Genomic DNA, 15052 nt, shown 5'->3' with positions numbered 1-15052 from the left:
TAGCTTGTTATATACGCACTATAAACCCGAGGCATTCATGACCGACTCGATCCAAGTTCAATTGCGAAAAGGCGCCCTTGATCTCTGCGTCCTGGCCGTCCTGTCGCGGGGTGAAAGCTACGGCTATGAAATTGCCAGCACGCTGGTCGCCGCCGTCGGCATGGGGGAAGGCACGATCTATCCGCTGATGCGCCGAATGCAGAATGATGGCCTGGTGGCCACCCGCATCGTCGAGTCCAGCAACGGGCCGCCCCGCAAATATTACCGGCTCACGCCGCTCGGCCGGACGATTTTCGAAGCGCATCGCCGCGACTGGCGCTCCTTTGCGGGCGCAGTCGATAAACTTCTCGAGGATTTGCCATGACCAGGGACGCCTTCTTGCGCACGCTGAGACTGGGGCTTGCCGGCCTGCCGCCTCAAGAGATCGAGGATATCGTCGCCGACTACGCCGCGCATTTTGCCGAATCCGATGCCTCGGGCCGCAGCGAGGCGGAGGTCGCGGCGGCGTTGGGCGACCCAGCCAGAATTGCCAGGGAACTGCGAGCCGAGGCTGGGCTGCGCCGTTTCGAGGCCCATTGGAGCATGTCGAACATGTTGGCCGCCGCGATGGCACTGGCCGGCCTTGCCATAGTCGACATCCTTTTCCTGCTGCCGCTGCTCATCGTCACGGTTGTCATCACGTTTGGCCTTGCGATTGCGCTGGCGGCCATCGGCGCGGTCGGAGTGAAGATCATCGTCACCACGCTGCTGTTCGACTTCGGCGGACCGGTGATCGGAACAATAGCGCGCCTTCTCATCGGCGCCGGACTGGTGAGCTGCCTCCTGGGCGGCGGCGCTTTACTGTTGATGGGACTGGGCGCGGGCATACGCATGCTTGGCCATTATGCCCGGCTACATTTCCGCCTGGCTGAACTGGACCAGCGCGCCTGAGCGTTGCATGACACCACGTTGAAGGAACGGGACAATGACTGGAAAATTGGCATACGTCGCGACAGCGGGATTGATCGGTGCAGTCGTCTTTCTGGCGCTTGGTATCGGACTTTCCGGGGGGGATTGGGCCGAGGCGAGGCATTTGTGGGGAGCGATGCCGTCCACCTGCGGACCCGCAGTCTCCACCAGCCAGCAGGTTATCCTGCCCTTTTCCGCCGTCGACAGGCTGGTGATCAACCTGCCGGCCTCGGTCCGCTACCAGCAGGGGGACAAGCCGGAGGCAATCGTCAGCGGCGATCCCGCGCTTGTCGACCATGTGCGGATTGAAGGCGGCAAGCTGAGCCTGGATTGTGATCCGGGCTGGATTGACTCCCGGCTCGATGTCAGCCTGTCGGGACCGGCGATAACCGACTGGAAATTGCTCGGCAGCGGCAATCTTACTTTATCGCAGATCAATCAGCCTCAGCTGCAGCTGAGCATCCGGGGAAGCGGCAGCGTTGCCGCCACCGGAGCCGCCGATACGGTCAACCTGGAGATTTCCGGTTCGGGCGCGGCGCGCCTCAAAAACCTGACCGCCAAATCCGCTGAGATTAAGGTTCGCGGCAGTGGCGACGTGCAACTTGCCGCGCAAGAGGATGCGGACGTCTCGATTTCCGGAAGCGGCAACGTCGAGCTCTTCGGCCGCCCGGTCTTGCGGCGTTCGGAAATCCGAGGCAGCGGCCGCATCAGACAAGTGCCGTAGCCATTCCAGCGGAGAAAGTAAGCCATGCATCGACACGCAAACACGCTTTTCCCCGATTTCGAGGATAGGCGCATCGAGACCGCCGAAGCGGAGTTGGCCGTGCTGACTGGCGGTTCCGGACCTGCAATCCTGCTCCTGCATGGCTATCCGGAGACACGCTCTGCCTGGCATCGCATCGCACCGGTTCTTGCAACCCACCATAGCGTGGTCATCCCCGACCTGCCCGGCTACGGCGACAGCAGCATCGACGGCAATCTCCAAGGTACCGGGTCAAAGCGATGGATGGCGAAATGCCTGCATGAGATGATGACGGCCCTCGGCCATGAACGCTTCGTCGTCGTTGGCCACGACCGCGGCGGCCGTGTCGCCTACCGCATGACGCTCGACTATCCGGAAGCGGTGACAGCACTTGTGTCGGTCACCGTCGTACCCACGCCGGAGATGTGGGAAGGCGCCAGCAAGGCTTTCGGCATGGGCGCCTGGCATTGGTTCATGATGGCGCAGCCGGCACCCCTGCCGGAAAAGCTGATGGCGGCGAACCCTCGCTTCCTGATCGACCTCACCCTCGACAAGATGGCGCTCGGCATCGACCGGCTGCACCCGCTGGCGCTCGAGGACTATCGGGCCGCATTCGACAGGCCGGAGGTGCGGCATGCCATGTGCGAGGACTATAGGGCCGGCGCCACCATCGATGAAGCCGACGATCTCACTGATCGCGCATCCGGGCGCAAGATCCGCGCACCTGTCCTTGTCCTATCGGAAGCGGGACGGCTCTATGGCGACGGTCGGGAACCGCTGAACATATGGGCGGATTGGGCGGAAAATGTCGAAGGCGTCGGCATCGGCGGCGGCCACCTGTTGCCTGAAACCGAAGCCGACGAGGTGCTCGGCGCACTTCTGCCCTTTCTGGAGAAAATCTCCCGATGACGCGCCGGCGGGTAACCTGCCTCCATGCCTGAAGCTTAAGCGAAGAAGGTATCGGAGACATCGTCCCGGTTGGTTGCCTTCCGCAGCGGCCAATGGCAAACAGGAGCAAAGACGCCCCTAGGCGATGTCCCATCGGAGGAGACACCGGAATGACGCTTACCTTGAACCGCCGTCAGGCGCTTATCGGCATGGGCGCGGTCGGCGCTGCCGCCACCTTCGGCATGCCGGCGCGCGCGGCGACCCGCAATCTCGCGGTTCTGCATCTCGCCAGCCATGCGCCGAGCTTCATTGCCTATGAGCGCGGCTACTACAAGGAAGTCGGACTCGATATTGATCTGAGATTCTTCGAAGCCGCCCAGCCCATGGCTGTGGCCATCGCCTCTGGTGACGCGGATTTCGGCGTCACTGCGATGAGCGGCGGCCTCATCAGCCTGGCGCAGAAGGACGCGGTCAAGGTTATCGGCGGTGCGCTCACCGAGGAAAAGGGAACCGTCGGTGCCGTGATCCTCGCCTCGAACAAGGCCTATGATGCGGGCCTGACAGACCCGTCAAAGCTTGCCGGCAAGAGCTTCGGCATCACCACCGCCGGCTCATCCTTCCATTTCATGGTCCACAAGATCGCGCAGGCAAACAATATCAAGCTATCAGACATCCAGCTCCGCCCGCTGCAAAAGCTCGGCGCCCTCGTCGGGGCGCTCTCGACCGGGCAGATAGATGCCTGGGCGATCCAGCCGAATGTGGCAAAGCAGATGCTTAGGGAAGGCGCTGCCAAGCAGATCGGCCTCGTGTCCGATTATGCACCAAACTACCAGGTGACGACCGCCTTTACCTCGACCAAGAATGCCAAGAGCGAACGGGAACTGACGGAAGCCTTCGTCAAAGCCTATTCCAAGGCGATTGCGGACTATAACGCAGCCTTCGTCGACAACAAGGCAAACGACGCCGAGCGCGACGACCTGGCGAAGATCGTGCACAAATACGTCGAAAGCGACAGCCCCTTCGAGACGGCCAGGCAGAACCTGATCGACGGCGCGATGCGCATCAACAGCGGCCTGGCACTCTCGCTCGGCAGCTGCGTCGAGCAGCTCGAATGGTTCAAATCCGAAGGCATGGTCAAGGAAGAGATCACCAACGAACAGCTTTTCGACACGTCCTACGTCAAGACTATCTGATCGGCCTGCGGCTGAATGCGGGGGCCTTCGCGGCCCTTGCCTGGAGGACACATGGACCTGAAACTCAAGAATATCAGCCATCGTTACGGATCCGTCGAGGTTCTGAAGGACATCTCGCTCGATATTCCGCAGGGCCAGATCGTCTGTCTGATTGGACCGTCCGGATGCGGCAAGTCCACGTTGTTGCGCTTTCTCGGCGGCCTCGAACGGCCCTCGTCCGGCGAGGTCCTGCAAATCGGCGACCCGCCAGCGGGTTCGCTCAATCCGCTCACCTATGTATTCCAGCACTTTGCCCTGCTGCCGTGGCGAACGGTCGAAGGCAATATCAAGCTGGTGCTCGAGGATCACGGTCTCAGCGGCCGAGAGATGGACGAGATCGTCGCGGACGTCCTGGAACGCACGCGCCTCTCCGAATTTCGGCGCACACTCCCGAAGCAACTCTCCGGCGGCATGCGTCAGCGCGTGGCCATCAGCCGCGCACTGGCCGTTCGCCCCGCCGTCATGCTGATGGACGAGCCGCTTTCGGCGCTCGACAGCCAGACCCGCGAACTATTGATGGACGACCTGATTTCGCTCTGGACCCGGCAGCCCTTCACATCGGTCTATGTGACACACAACCTCAACGAGGCCGTCCGGTTGGGACACCGCGTCGTCGTCCTGTCGCGCCGCCCCGGACGTATTCGTGAGATCGTCGATATCGATATTCCGCTTTCCGACCGCCATCTCGGCGATCCGGTACTGGAGGAAAAGCAGAAGCAGCTCTGGGAGCTGATGCGGGAAGAGGCCATGGCCGCCGACAAGGAGCTGGTCAATGTCTGACATCACCACATTTTCAACGCCGTCAGGCACGGCCGATGACCAAAATACCGGAACGAATGCGGCGCCGGTTCGCGCTGTCGACTTTCGCGGCGGCGGCTTTGCGCCGACGCCGGTTCGCGGCATGGCGATCGCAGTCTTCGTCGTCCTGATCGCGCTTGCTGAAATTGGCACCCGCACCGGCGTCATCTCGAACCTGACGCTGCCGCGACCTTCGGCGGTTCTCGAGACCTTCATGCAGCTCTGGCGGACCGGCCTGCTCTGGCAGCATCTGCTACCGTCTTTGCAGCGGCTTTTCGTCGGCGCCACTCTCGGCATTACCGCCGGCATCTCGATCGGCGTTTGCATCGGCCTTTTCAGCCATGTCCGCGCCGGCCTCGTGCCGCTCGTGGCGGCGTTGTTTCCGATCCCAAAGATCGCGCTGCTGCCGCTGTTCGTCATCTGGTTCGGGATCGACGAAACCTCGAAATATGCGCTGATCGCCTTCGGGACATTCACGCCGACGGTCGTTGCCACCTACGGCGCCGTCGACAATGTCGATCGCTCGCTGATCCGCATGGGCCAGAGCTTCGGCTTGAGTTGGTGGTCGATCGTCCGCAAGATCGTCCTGCCGGCCGCTTTCCCGGCCATTCTCTCCGGCCTTCGAGTCTCGATCGCGATCGCGATTATCCTGCTGGTCGCCGCGGAAATGCTGGGCGCGCAATTTGGCATCGGCGCCTATATTCTCGAAGCGGGCTCGCTCTATGATCTCGAAAAGTTGTTCACCGGCGTCGCTATATTGTCGGTGATGGGCCTGATCGTGAACTTCATCATCGGCCAGGTCGAACGGCGCTTCCTGAACTGGCGCGAATGAGTATCCGCATCCATTGCCTTAGGGATGATCCGACAGGATCACCGTAAGCGGCGGCCCAGGACAACACGCCGAGACAACGGGCGGCGGTATCAGCTATTGGCCGTTCCAAGGTTGTCGACCGGCATCGTCGCAGCCCTGTCGACCGTGTCGGTCTTCGGCGCGTGCCCAAGCGACGAGCGCTCGACCTGCACCGACCGCCACTCACTTTCCAGACGATCAACGACGTGTAAGGGTATCTCGTTCCGAACAGCTTCACGCTCTTGCATCAGGACCTCCTTGGTAGAGAGTTCTTGGATGACATGAAAGAAATTCTTTGTAAATCATGGCATTAAAGGGTTTAAACGATTGAATTTATTTTAATCGATTAGAGATTCTGCAATTATGCAGGCACCCTCGACTTCTCCACAGGGACAGGGTGATCCCTCAACGCTGATTCACGATCCACTCGCGAAAGCGGACAAGCGGCGGGTATGCCAGGCGTTCGAACGGACAGGCAAGATAATAGCGCTCATCGCTTTCCAACTCGTTGGACGAGGCCGCTACCAGCTCCCCGCGCTTGAGTTCTTCCTGGATGAGAAATGTCGGCAGCAAGGCGACGCCAAGGCCGGAGATAGCAGCCTGAGCGGCGGTTGCAAATTGATCGAACAACATACCCCGCACACCGGAGGCAGACGCACCGTTTGCCGCCAGCCATTTTTCCCAGGCATCCGGCCGGGTCGTCAGATGCAGCAGTGGCACTTGCAGGAAGTCGGCGGGCTCCTCCAACCGGTTGCGGGCAAGGAAATCAGGGCTGCAGGCCGGCACGGTCCGCTCCGACATCAGGAATGTGAGTTCGGCACCCGGCCAGTGCGGATGGCCGAAGTGGATGGCCGCATCGATCGAATCCAGCCGAAAATCAAATGGCGACAGACGGGTGACCAGATTGATCGTGATGCCCGGGTTGGATGACAGGAAGTTGCCGAGCCTCGGGGCAAGCCAGCGCGTCCCGAAGGTCGGCAGGATCGCCACGTTCAATGTCCCGCCATTGGGGTTGGCGCGCAGGTCCAGCGAAGCCGACGAGATCCGCCGCAATGCCTCGCGGATCTCGCGGGCGTAGCTGTCGCCGGCAAGGGTCAGGCGGATGGTCTGGCGCTCCCGCACAAACAGCTCGACGCCAAGCTGCTCTTCCAGCGCCTTTATCTGGCGGCTGACGGCGCTCTGGGTGAGATCCAGCTCTCTTGCCGCAACGGTGACACTGCCGGTGCGGGCCGCCGCCTCGAAAGCAGACAACAGGGATAAAGAGGGCAGAAATCGCCGAGGCGTGATCATATTCATTCCCATACGGAATTAACTCTTGAAGAAATATCAATTTCTTCTGCGAAAACCATGCCGTAAAGAGGCGAAAATGGAAAGATTGGAATGATGTCGACATATCTCCACGAACGTCGCTCCTGCCCTCTGCCCAACCGTTGCGAGATAGTCCAATGCAGGCTACTGCTTTCATCTCCAGACATTGGCTGCGGCCGGGCCAGGCGTCTCTCAGGATGCCGGTTCCAGTTTGCCGCACAGGCATTGCCCTATATTTTCGTATTGATGGACAGGATCGATGCTGAATAATCCCCGCTCCCACGGCCTTTGGGAAAAGACCGCGCCCGCCGGTCCCGTCACATCAGCACTTACCGGCGATCTCAGCGTCGATGTCGTCATCGTCGGTGGCGGTTACACCGGCCTCTCGGCGGCCTTGCATCTCACTGAGGCTGGTCAGTCGGCGGTGGTGCTGGAGGCGGTCGAGATCGGTTTTGGCGGCGCTGGCCGCAATGTCGGCCTGATCAATGGCGGCATGTGGGTGATGCCGGACGATATTCCCGGCGTGCTGGGACCGGTCCATGGCGAACGGGCACTCGATCTGCTTGGCGGCGCGCCGCTTTTGGTGCGTGAAATCGTAGAGAAACACGAGATCTCCTGCGAAATCGAAAAGAACGGCACGCTGCATCTGGCCGTCGGCGCCGATGGCCTGAAAGAACTGCAAGAGCGGCATCGCCAATGGACCGCCCGTGGCGCCCCGGTGCAACTGCTCTCTGCCGAAGAGACCGCCCGCCGCGTCGGCAGCGCCGCCTATGCCGGATCGCTGTTCGATCCGCGCGCCGGAACGATCCAGCCGCTTGCCTATGCACGCGGCCTCGCCCATGCGGCCATTCGTGCGGGCACGAAAATCTTTACCGGCAGCGCCGTCATCGCCACCGAACGTCAGGGCGAAGAATGGAAGGTGAGCACGGCGCATGGAACAGTCTCCGCCAAGTGGATCGTCGTTGCCACCGATGCCTATTCCACCGGCCCCTGGGAACAGGTGCGCACCGAGCAGGTGCATCTACCCTATTTCAATTTTGCCACCGTCCCGCTCGGTGACAATATGCGCAAGTCGATCCTGCCGGGCCGCGAGGGCTGCTGGGATACGAAAGAGATCCTGTCGTCCTTCCGCATGGACCAGGCCGGCCGCCTTATCATCGGCAGCATCGGGGCGCTGCGCAACACCGGGCTTGCCGTTCACAAGAACTGGGCGCGGCGCTCATTGAAGAAGCTGTTTCCGCATCTTGGAGACATCGCCTTTGAAAGCGAGTGGTATGGCAAGATCGGCATGACCGACGATGCCGTTCCTCGTTTCCATAAATTCGCGGAGAACGTCATCGGCTTTTCCGGCTATAATGGCCGGGGCATTGCGCCGGGCACGGTGTTTGGCAAAACCATCGCCCAGCATATTCTCGGTGATATCAGCGAAGCCGAGCTTCCCCTGCCGCTGACCGCGCCGAAGGACCCAAGCTTTCGCGCCGCCAAGGAACTCTATTACGAAGCCGGAGCCCAGCTCGCTCATCTTACCAGCAACCGTTTCTAGCGAGACCATTCAAAGAGCCGCGCGCGGACGGAGATCAGGTTAAACAACTCTTCCTTCCTGCGCCGACAGTCACCAGATATCACCGAACACGCTTCCATCAGAAAGACGATAACGACCATGTCCAAGCCAGACCTTGCCTCCGAAGTCTCGAAAATCCTGACCGACCTTGGCGTTTCCGCCGATCGCTATATCGGCGGAACGCTTGCCGTGACCTCGCCAGTGACCGGCGCGGAAATCGGCCGGCTGAAAGAAGATTCGGCCGCCGAAGCGAAAGCCGCGATCGACAAGGCGCATGACGCCTTCCTCGCCTGGCGCAATGTGCCGGCGCCGAAGCGCGGCGAGCTGATCCGCCTGCTCGGTGAAGAGCTGCGCGCCGGCAAGGCAGCGCTTGGTCGCCTCGTCTCCATCGAGGTCGGCAAGATCACCTCCGAAGGCCTCGGCGAGGTGCAGGAAATGATCGACATCTGCGATTTCGCTGTGGGCTTATCGCGCCAGCTCTACGGCCTGACGATTGCCACCGAACGCTCCGAACACCGGATGATGGAAACCTGGCATCCGCTCGGCCCGATCGGCATCATCTCCGCCTTCAACTTCCCCGTCGCCGTCTGGTCGTGGAATGCGGCTCTCGCCATAGTCTGCGGCAACTCGACGATCTGGAAGCCATCAGAAAAGACGCCCCTGACGGCGCTTGCCACACAGGCCCTGTTCGAAAAGGCGCTGAAGCGCTTTATCGCCGAGGGCGGCGATGCCCCGGCCAATCTGTCGACCCTGATCATCGGCGGCCGCGATCTCGGCGAGATCCTGGTCGACCATCCGAAGGTTCCGCTGGTCTCCGCCACCGGCTCGACGGCCATGGGCCGCGTCGTCGGTCCGCGGCTTGCCGGCCGCTTCGCCCGCGCCATCCTCGAGCTCGGCGGCAACAATGCCGCGATCGTCAGCCCGACGGCCGATCTCGACCTGACGCTGCGCGGTGTCGCCTTCTCCGCCATGGGCACCGCTGGCCAGCGTTGTACGACGCTGCGCCGTCTCTTCGTGCATGACAGCGTCTACGATCAGCTCGTTCCACGCCTGCAGAAGGCCTATGGCTCCGTCACCATCGGCAATCCGCTGGAACAGGGCACGCTGGTCGGCCCACTGATCGACAAGCAGGCTTTCGACCGGATGCAGGCTGCTCTTGGCGAAGCGAAATCGGCTGGTGGCAAAGTGACCGGCGGCGAGCGTGTCGAAGAGGGTTCGGCCGATGCCTTCTACGTCCGCCCGGCTCTGGTCGAGATGCCGGCACAGACCGGCCCGGTCGAGCAGGAGACCTTCGCGCCGATCCTCTATGTGATGAAGTACAGCGATTTCGACGCTGTGCTGGCGCTGCACAATGCCGTGCCACAGGGCCTGTCGTCATCGATCTTCACCAACGACATACGCGAGGCGGAAGCCTTCGTTTCGGCACGCGGTTCGGATTGCGGCATTGCCAACGTCAATCTCGGCCCTTCCGGCGCCGAGATCGGCGGGGCGTTCGGCGGCGAGAAGGAGACCGGTGGCGGCCGTGAATCCGGATCGGATGCCTGGAAGGCCTATATGCGCCGCGCCACCAACACCATCAATTACGGCCGCACTCTCCCGCTCGCGCAGGGCGTCAAATTCGACGTCGAATAAGGAACTAGCTTTAGAGCTAACCGAACCAATGGATGGGGCGAATTTCCGCCCCATCTCGGCGCGATCCGGCGGGCTCCCTATCAGTCCGATTTTCCGGGTAAGATGACGGAGGCTTTCAGCCCTGTTCCGCCGGCTCCTTCGCCAAGCGTCAGCGAACCGCCGAACAGGCCGGCAATCTCTTCCACGATGGGCAGTCCCAGGCCCATTCCGGGCGCCTGCCCACTTTCCCCGCGAGCAAATCGCTGCCGCACGCCCTGCCGTTTATCGAGCGGAATACCCGGGCCGTTGTCTTCCACGTCCAGGCGGACGGTCTCCCCCTTTGCCTCCACGCGCACAGTCACTTCCGTCCCGCGTCCGGCATAGGCAATCGCGTTCTCGATCAAATTGCGCAGGAGTTCGCCGATCAGAAGCGGCTCGGCCCGAATGAAAGCGCTCCCCTCACCTTCAAAGCCGAGATCGACACCGGCTTCGCCGGCGCCGGGAACATGGTCGCCGGTGATCCGCTGCGCAAGCGACACGAGATCGAGGGCCGTCCGCGATTGGGGCTCTTTCGAAGCGGCCGCTTCGACCTTCGCCATCAGCAACAGCTGCGCCAGTATGCGTTCCGCATGGGCAACGGCCTCGTCACCCTTTCGCGCGGCCTGCCGCGCCTCCTCAAGCGACGTCGCGCGCGCCGACAGCGCAAGCTGGGTGCGGATGATGGCGAGAGGCGTGCGCAGCTGGTGGCCGGCATTTCCGGTGAAATGGCGCAATGCATCAAGCGCCGATTGCAGCCGCACCATGAAGGAATTAACCGTCTCCACCAACCCCTCGACCTCGCTTGGTGCGGATTGCCGGATCGGGTGGAGATCGTCGGGGCTACGCTCCGCGATGGCATCCCCGAGGCGGTAGAGCGGCCGAAGCGAAACGGTGACGGCGATCCAGACGATGATGGCGGCGCCGAGTATGAGGATGAGAAGGCGCAAGGCCGAGCGCAGCAAAATAGCCTGCGTCAGCTGCGTGCGGCCGATCGTCGTTTCGGCGACGGTCACCGTGAACGGCACCGAATTGATGCCTGTCGATGCCGATCGCTCGAGAACGGCAAGCCGGATCGGTTCGCCGCCGAACGTCTGATCGGCATAGGCTGCCGCCTGTCCCTTCATGTCGGCAATCGATGGCAGGTTCTGGTAGCCGGTGATGAACTGACCCGGCGGACCATCCACGCGGTAAAAGACGCGGTCCTGGGCCGCCGATGTCAGCATTTCCAGGGCGACATAGGGAATGTCCACTTCCAGCGTTCCGTCTTCCGCGACGACAACACGTTCGGCGATGGCGAGAGCGGAGCCGGCGAGAACGCGGTCCGACACAGTATTTGCGGTTGTCACCGCCTCGCGATAGGTGTCGGCCAGCGCGACGGCGCCGATGACGACGGTTGCGATCAGAAGCCAGGCAAGCAGCCGGCGACGCAGGGAATAGGCGGACTGTGCCTTCATCCGCCCACCAGCTTGTCGAGATAGTAGCCGATGCCGCGGGCCGTCCTCACTGTCAATCCGTGCGGCGCGAGACGCTTGCGCAACCGGCTGACATATTGCTCGATGGCATTGGAGCTCAGATCATCGTCGAAGGCGGCAAGCGACTGGATGATCGCCTCCTTGGCGACGACCCTGCCGGCGCGCATGAACAGGGTTTCGAGAAGGCCGAGCTCGCGGGCCGGAATATCGATGGGGACACCGTTGGCCGAAAAGGTGCGCGAATTGAGGTCGAGGGCGACATTGCCATAGGTGACGAGCGACGCGCGAAGCCCCGCCTGCCGTCGCAGGAGCACCCGAACACGCGCCTCGAATTCGCTGATGTCGAAAGGCTTGATCATGTAGTCATCGGCACCGAGATCAAGGCCGCGCACTTTCTCTTCCTGCGTGCCCCGCGCCGTCAGGATAAGCACGGCCGCCTTGTTCTGACGTCCGCGCATGGCCCGGAGCACATCGAGCCCGTCCATCTCCGGCAGGTTGAGATCGAGGATGACGAGATCGAAGGTTTCGGCGGCAGCCGCGGCGTTTGCGGAGGCGCCATCGCCGACCACGTCCACGGCATATCCGGCCCCACGCAGGATCGCGAAAAGCCCTTCGGAAAGCGCCTTGTTGTCTTCAACCAGCAATATGCGCAAGACGACTATTCTCCCCCCAGCCCACATCCTACCGCATCATGCCTTAGACCGGAATCGATTTGGGGAAAACACCCGGCGGGAAATGGAGGCTTTACCGTGCTCTTTCCTGAGCTGAAACGACAAGCGGCGCTCACACGGGCGGGCATACGCTTGTGAACGATCTGCCGGTACGGCAATATCATTTTATGCGGTACCTTTCTGTCCTTCTTTCCATCTGCCTCAATGCGAGCCTTGCTGCGGCCGAGCCGGTTGTCTTTCCGGCCCTGTCGGGAGATCAGAATGCGCAGCAGGTTATCGTCTATTCCTCTTTGGACGAGCCGATGGCAACCCCGATGATCCGGGGGTTTCAGGCAGCCAACCCCGATATCGCCGTGCGCTACGAGGACATGCTGACGGGGGAGATCTACGACCGGATCGTCAAGGAAACCGACGCCGGCGGCAGGACGGCGGACTTTGCCTTCTCCTCGGCGATGGATCTTCAGGTCAAGCTTAGCAATGACGGATATGCCCAGCGCAGCGATCTGCCCATGAGCGGCCGCTGGCCGGAATGGGCAAACTGGCGCAACACGGCCTACGCCCTGACCTTCGAGCCCGCCGTCTTCGTCTATCACAAGCCGAGCTTCACCGAGGAGAAGCCGCCCTCGACGCGCGCGGAACTCGTCGATTACCTGAAGCGGCACGGAAACGAGGTTCGCGGCCGGATCGGCACCTATGATATCGAGCGTTCGGGCGTCGGTTTTCTGTTCATGGCGCGCGACCAGGAGCAGTTCGGCGATATCTGGTCGGTCATCCGCGCCATGGGGGCGGCCGGCGTGAAAGTCTATTCGACAAGCACGGCCATTCTCGAGCGAGTATCCGACGGCCGCTTCACGCTCGGCTACAATATTCTCGGCTCCTACGCCGCCAATTGGGCCTCGCGTTACCCCGATGTCGGCATCGTTCTGCCGCGGGACTATACCGTCGTCATGTCGCGCATCGGGCTCGTGCCGCAGGCAGCGGCCTCCCCGGATCTCGGAAAGCGCTATCTGGCCTTCTTCATGTCCAAGGAAGGTCAGACGATCATGGCCCGCGAGCTGCAAATCCCGGCGGTCAGCCCGGATGTCGCCGGTGCCAACACCGCCAATACGATGCGCGAAATGCTGGGTGGCCAGTTGCGACCGGTGCCGGTCAGCCCCGGCCTGATGGTCTATCTCGACCAGGTCAAGCGGGCGCGGCTGATTGCCCGCTGGAACGAAGCCTTGCGCCTGCAATAGCTCTGCCCAGGCAATGTTCGTGCGACATGGCACCGGCCGATGTCAGCTGGATGTCAGCTTGCTGTGATGGCTTGCAGTTCTTCATCATTCGTGGAGGCGAATGATCGAAGCGTATGGGAGGAGTATTTCATCCGGAGATTGCGCAAGCAGGTCATGAAAGTCCTGGCGCCGCTTAATCGATGAAGCCAATCCCCGTCCGCAAAGAGGATGAACATCGCGCCGATCTCCAAGGAGCGCGCCCGACGGAGGACTAATCTTGAAACAGTTTTTTCTGGCTTCCATGCTTGCCGGCGCCCTGGCGCTGCCGGCTTTCGCAGCCGACTACACCATCATGGCACCGGCCAATCCCGGTGGCGGCTGGGATCAGACCGCCCGCTCCATCCAGTCCGTGATGCAGCAGGAAGGCATCTCCCGCAATGTCCAGGTGCAGAACGTGCCGGGAGCCGGCGGCACCATCGGTCTGGCGCAATTCGCCAGCCAGGCGAGCGGCAATCCGAATGCCCTGATCGTCGGCGGCTACGTCATGGTTGGCGCCATCCTGACCAATAAATCGCCGGTGACGCTCAAGGACGTCACGCCGATCGCACGCCTGACCGGCGAATATGAAGCCATCGTCGTTCCGGCCTCCTCGCCGCTCAAGACCATGGGCGATCTCGTCGAGGCGCTGAAGAAGGATCCGGGTTCGGTGTCCTGGGCCGGCGGTTCGGCCGGCGGTACAGACCATATCGCGGTCGGCCTGATCGCAAAGGCGGCAGGTGTCGATCCGACCAAGATCAACTACATCGCCTTTTCCGGCGGCGGCGAAGCGCTGGCTGCCATCCTCGGCAGTCAGGTGACGGCGGGGATTTCCGGTTACGGCGAATTCGAATCCCAGGTGAAGTCCGGCGCGCTGCGTCTCCTCGCGGTGTCGAGCGGCGAACGCCTCGACGGCATCGATGCGCCGACGATCAAGGAAAGCGGTCTTAACGTCGTGGTCGAAAACTGGCGCATGATTGCGGCAGCACCCGGCCTGAGCGATGAGCAGAAGGCCGCCGTGTCGTCCGACGTCGAAAAGCTTGCCAAGTCCGCCGGCTGGCAGGAACTTCTGAAGACCAAGGGCTGGGAGGACACCTATCTCGCTGGCGACGCCTTCAAGGAACAGCTGGCCAAGGATATTTCCGCGACCGAGGGCGTCCTCAAGGACATCGGGCTCGTTCAATGACCACGGGCAACTCCCCTTCGACACAGACACGCCGCCCGGATCGGGCGGCGCTTGCCATTGCCGTCTTTCTCGCCGCCCTTGCGGGCCTGATCTTCTGGGACAGTTCACGGCTGGCGAAAGTTGCGAGCTATTCAGGCATCGGTCCTGCGACCATTCCTTTCGTGATCGCTGGCGGGCTGCTGTTCCTGTCCGCCTGGACTGTATTTGCCGCATTGCGCGCCGATTTCCCCGTGCGGGAACGTCAGGAAGTCGCACCCGTGGTCTGGATCGTCGGCGGTCTTGCTGCCCAGATGCTGCTGTTGAAGCCGCTGGGGTTTTCGATCGCGACCGGTCTGCTCTTTGCGGCGACCGCCGCCGCCTTCGGCAAGCGCAAGCTCTGGATATCAATCCCGCTCGGCATCGCGCTCTGTCTCGGGGTCTGGCTGATCTTCTCCGGACTGCTGCAGCTATCGCTTCCAGCCGGTCCGCTCGAACATCTATTTTGGTGAGGCCCCGA

General features: G+C 62.0%; 16 protein-coding genes. 12 read left to right on the top strand and 4 right to left on the bottom strand.

Features of this window, described 5'->3' with window-relative positions; translation table 11 throughout:
- Window positions 1-37: 37 nt before the first annotated feature.
- The 7 genes from HB780_RS13120 to HB780_RS13090 all read left to right on the top strand — a co-directional run bounded on the left by HB780_RS13120 (window position 38) and on the right by HB780_RS13090 (window position 5440).
- Window positions 38-364 (top strand): PadR family transcriptional regulator, encoded by a 327-nt coding sequence (locus HB780_RS13120; RefSeq protein WP_007688766.1) that lies wholly within the window; start codon window positions 38-40, stop codon window positions 362-364.
- Entirely contained in the window at window positions 361-930 is a 570-nt protein-coding gene (locus tag HB780_RS13115; protein WP_183688358.1) for a DUF1700 domain-containing protein, read from the top strand. Before HB780_RS13120 ends, HB780_RS13115 begins: the two co-directional genes overlap by 4 nt.
- A gap of 34 nt (window positions 931-964) precedes the next feature.
- Window positions 965-1672, top strand: a complete 708-nt coding sequence (locus tag HB780_RS13110) for a GIN domain-containing protein (protein WP_183688356.1) — start codon at window positions 965-967, stop codon at window positions 1670-1672.
- 24 nt (window positions 1673-1696) lie between these two features.
- On the top strand, window positions 1697-2599 hold the full coding sequence (locus HB780_RS13105; RefSeq protein ID WP_183688354.1) for an alpha/beta fold hydrolase: 903 nt from the start codon (window positions 1697-1699) through the stop codon (window positions 2597-2599).
- 149 nt (window positions 2600-2748) lie between these two features.
- Entirely contained in the window at window positions 2749-3771 is a 1023-nt protein-coding gene (locus HB780_RS13100; protein WP_183688352.1) for an ABC transporter substrate-binding protein, read from the top strand.
- 51 nt (window positions 3772-3822) lie between these two features.
- The gene (locus HB780_RS13095; protein ID WP_183688350.1) at window positions 3823-4590 is read left to right on the top strand and encodes an ABC transporter ATP-binding protein; all 768 of its coding nucleotides are present in this window, start codon (window positions 3823-3825) and stop codon (window positions 4588-4590) included.
- Entirely contained in the window at window positions 4583-5440 is an 858-nt protein-coding gene (locus tag HB780_RS13090; RefSeq protein WP_183688347.1) for an ABC transporter permease, read from the top strand. Before HB780_RS13095 ends, HB780_RS13090 begins: the two co-directional genes overlap by 8 nt.
- Before the next feature lie 89 nt (window positions 5441-5529).
- Here the strand turns inward: HB780_RS13090 and HB780_RS13085 are convergent, their stop codons facing one another.
- Window positions 5530-5706, bottom strand: coding sequence for a hypothetical protein (locus HB780_RS13085; protein ID WP_183688345.1), 177 nt, complete (start codon window positions 5704-5706; stop codon window positions 5530-5532).
- A 157-nt stretch (window positions 5707-5863) separates the two neighbouring features.
- Window positions 5864-6754, bottom strand: coding sequence for a LysR family transcriptional regulator (locus HB780_RS13080; RefSeq protein ID WP_183689715.1), 891 nt, complete (start codon window positions 6752-6754; stop codon window positions 5864-5866).
- A gap of 271 nt (window positions 6755-7025) precedes the next feature.
- Between HB780_RS13080 and HB780_RS13075 the strand changes: the two genes are divergently transcribed.
- Window positions 7026-8309 carry an NAD(P)/FAD-dependent oxidoreductase gene (locus HB780_RS13075; protein ID WP_183688343.1) on the top strand — a complete coding sequence of 428 codons (1284 nt, stop codon included), beginning with the start codon at window positions 7026-7028 and terminating at the stop codon, window positions 8307-8309.
- A gap of 117 nt (window positions 8310-8426) precedes the next feature.
- Window positions 8427-9959 (top strand): L-piperidine-6-carboxylate dehydrogenase, encoded by a 1533-nt coding sequence (gene amaB, locus HB780_RS13070; RefSeq protein WP_183688341.1) that lies wholly within the window; start codon window positions 8427-8429, stop codon window positions 9957-9959.
- Between the two features lie 80 nt (window positions 9960-10039).
- Here amaB and HB780_RS13065 read toward each other — a convergent pair whose 3' ends face one another.
- Together HB780_RS13065 and HB780_RS13060 are read right to left on the bottom strand one after the other, a co-directional pair.
- The gene (locus HB780_RS13065) at window positions 10040-11431 is read right to left on the bottom strand and encodes a sensor histidine kinase (RefSeq protein WP_183688339.1); all 1392 of its coding nucleotides are present in this window, start codon (window positions 11429-11431) and stop codon (window positions 10040-10042) included.
- On the bottom strand, window positions 11428-12102 hold the full coding sequence (locus tag HB780_RS13060; RefSeq protein WP_183688337.1) for a response regulator: 675 nt from the start codon (window positions 12100-12102) through the stop codon (window positions 11428-11430). Before HB780_RS13060 ends, HB780_RS13065 begins: the two co-directional genes overlap by 4 nt.
- Window positions 12103-12287: 185 nt before the next feature.
- Between HB780_RS13060 and HB780_RS13055 the strand changes: the two genes are divergently transcribed.
- The 3 genes from HB780_RS13055 (at window position 12288) to HB780_RS13045 (ending at window position 15044) form a co-directional block, all read left to right on the top strand.
- Window positions 12288-13355: an ABC transporter substrate-binding protein gene (locus tag HB780_RS13055; protein WP_183688335.1), complete on the top strand. Its 1068-nt coding sequence runs from the start codon at window positions 12288-12290 to the stop codon at window positions 13353-13355.
- 256 nt (window positions 13356-13611) lie between these two features.
- Window positions 13612-14556 carry a Bug family tripartite tricarboxylate transporter substrate binding protein gene (locus HB780_RS13050; protein WP_183688333.1) on the top strand — a complete coding sequence of 315 codons (945 nt, stop codon included), beginning with the start codon at window positions 13612-13614 and terminating at the stop codon, window positions 14554-14556.
- Window positions 14553-15044 (top strand): tripartite tricarboxylate transporter TctB family protein, encoded by a 492-nt coding sequence (locus HB780_RS13045; protein ID WP_183688331.1) that lies wholly within the window; start codon window positions 14553-14555, stop codon window positions 15042-15044. The genes HB780_RS13050 and HB780_RS13045 overlap by 4 nt, the downstream gene beginning before the upstream one ends.
- The last annotated feature ends 8 nt before the right edge of the window (window positions 15045-15052 follow it).

It is taken from the genome of Rhizobium lusitanum, from assembly GCF_014189535.1.
Taxonomy (GTDB): Bacteria; Pseudomonadota; Alphaproteobacteria; order Rhizobiales; family Rhizobiaceae; genus Rhizobium; species Rhizobium lusitanum_C.
This window is presented reverse-complemented; position numbering and strand designations above follow the sequence as displayed.

Bases quoted from the DNA above. Each gene is read 5' to 3' on its own strand.
- HB780_RS13115 (WP_183688358.1), top strand. From the start codon at position 361: ATGACCAGGGACGCCTTCTTGCGCACGCTGAGACTGGGGCTTGCCGGC.
- HB780_RS13105 (WP_183688354.1), top strand. From the start codon at position 1,697: ATGCATCGACACGCAAACACGCTTTTCCCCGATTTCGAGGATAGGCGC.
- HB780_RS13065 (WP_183688339.1), bottom strand. From the start codon at position 11,431: ATGAAGGCACAGTCCGCCTATTCCCTGCGTCGCCGGCTGCTTGCCTGG.
- HB780_RS13095 (WP_183688350.1), top strand. From the start codon at position 3,823: ATGGACCTGAAACTCAAGAATATCAGCCATCGTTACGGATCCGTCGAG.
- amaB (WP_183688341.1), top strand. From the start codon at position 8,427: ATGTCCAAGCCAGACCTTGCCTCCGAAGTCTCGAAAATCCTGACCGAC.
- HB780_RS13110 (WP_183688356.1), top strand. From the start codon at position 965: ATGACTGGAAAATTGGCATACGTCGCGACAGCGGGATTGATCGGTGCA.
- HB780_RS13045 (WP_183688331.1), top strand. From the start codon at position 14,553: ATGACCACGGGCAACTCCCCTTCGACACAGACACGCCGCCCGGATCGG.
- HB780_RS13085 (WP_183688345.1), bottom strand. From the start codon at position 5,706: ATGCAAGAGCGTGAAGCTGTTCGGAACGAGATACCCTTACACGTCGTT.
- HB780_RS13080 (WP_183689715.1), bottom strand. From the start codon at position 6,754: ATGAATATGATCACGCCTCGGCGATTTCTGCCCTCTTTATCCCTGTTG.
- HB780_RS13075 (WP_183688343.1), top strand. From the start codon at position 7,026: ATGCTGAATAATCCCCGCTCCCACGGCCTTTGGGAAAAGACCGCGCCC.
- HB780_RS13100 (WP_183688352.1), top strand. From the start codon at position 2,749: ATGACGCTTACCTTGAACCGCCGTCAGGCGCTTATCGGCATGGGCGCG.
- HB780_RS13090 (WP_183688347.1), top strand. From the start codon at position 4,583: ATGTCTGACATCACCACATTTTCAACGCCGTCAGGCACGGCCGATGAC.
- HB780_RS13055 (WP_183688335.1), top strand. From the start codon at position 12,288: ATGCGGTACCTTTCTGTCCTTCTTTCCATCTGCCTCAATGCGAGCCTT.
- HB780_RS13120 (WP_007688766.1), top strand. From the start codon at position 38: ATGACCGACTCGATCCAAGTTCAATTGCGAAAAGGCGCCCTTGATCTC.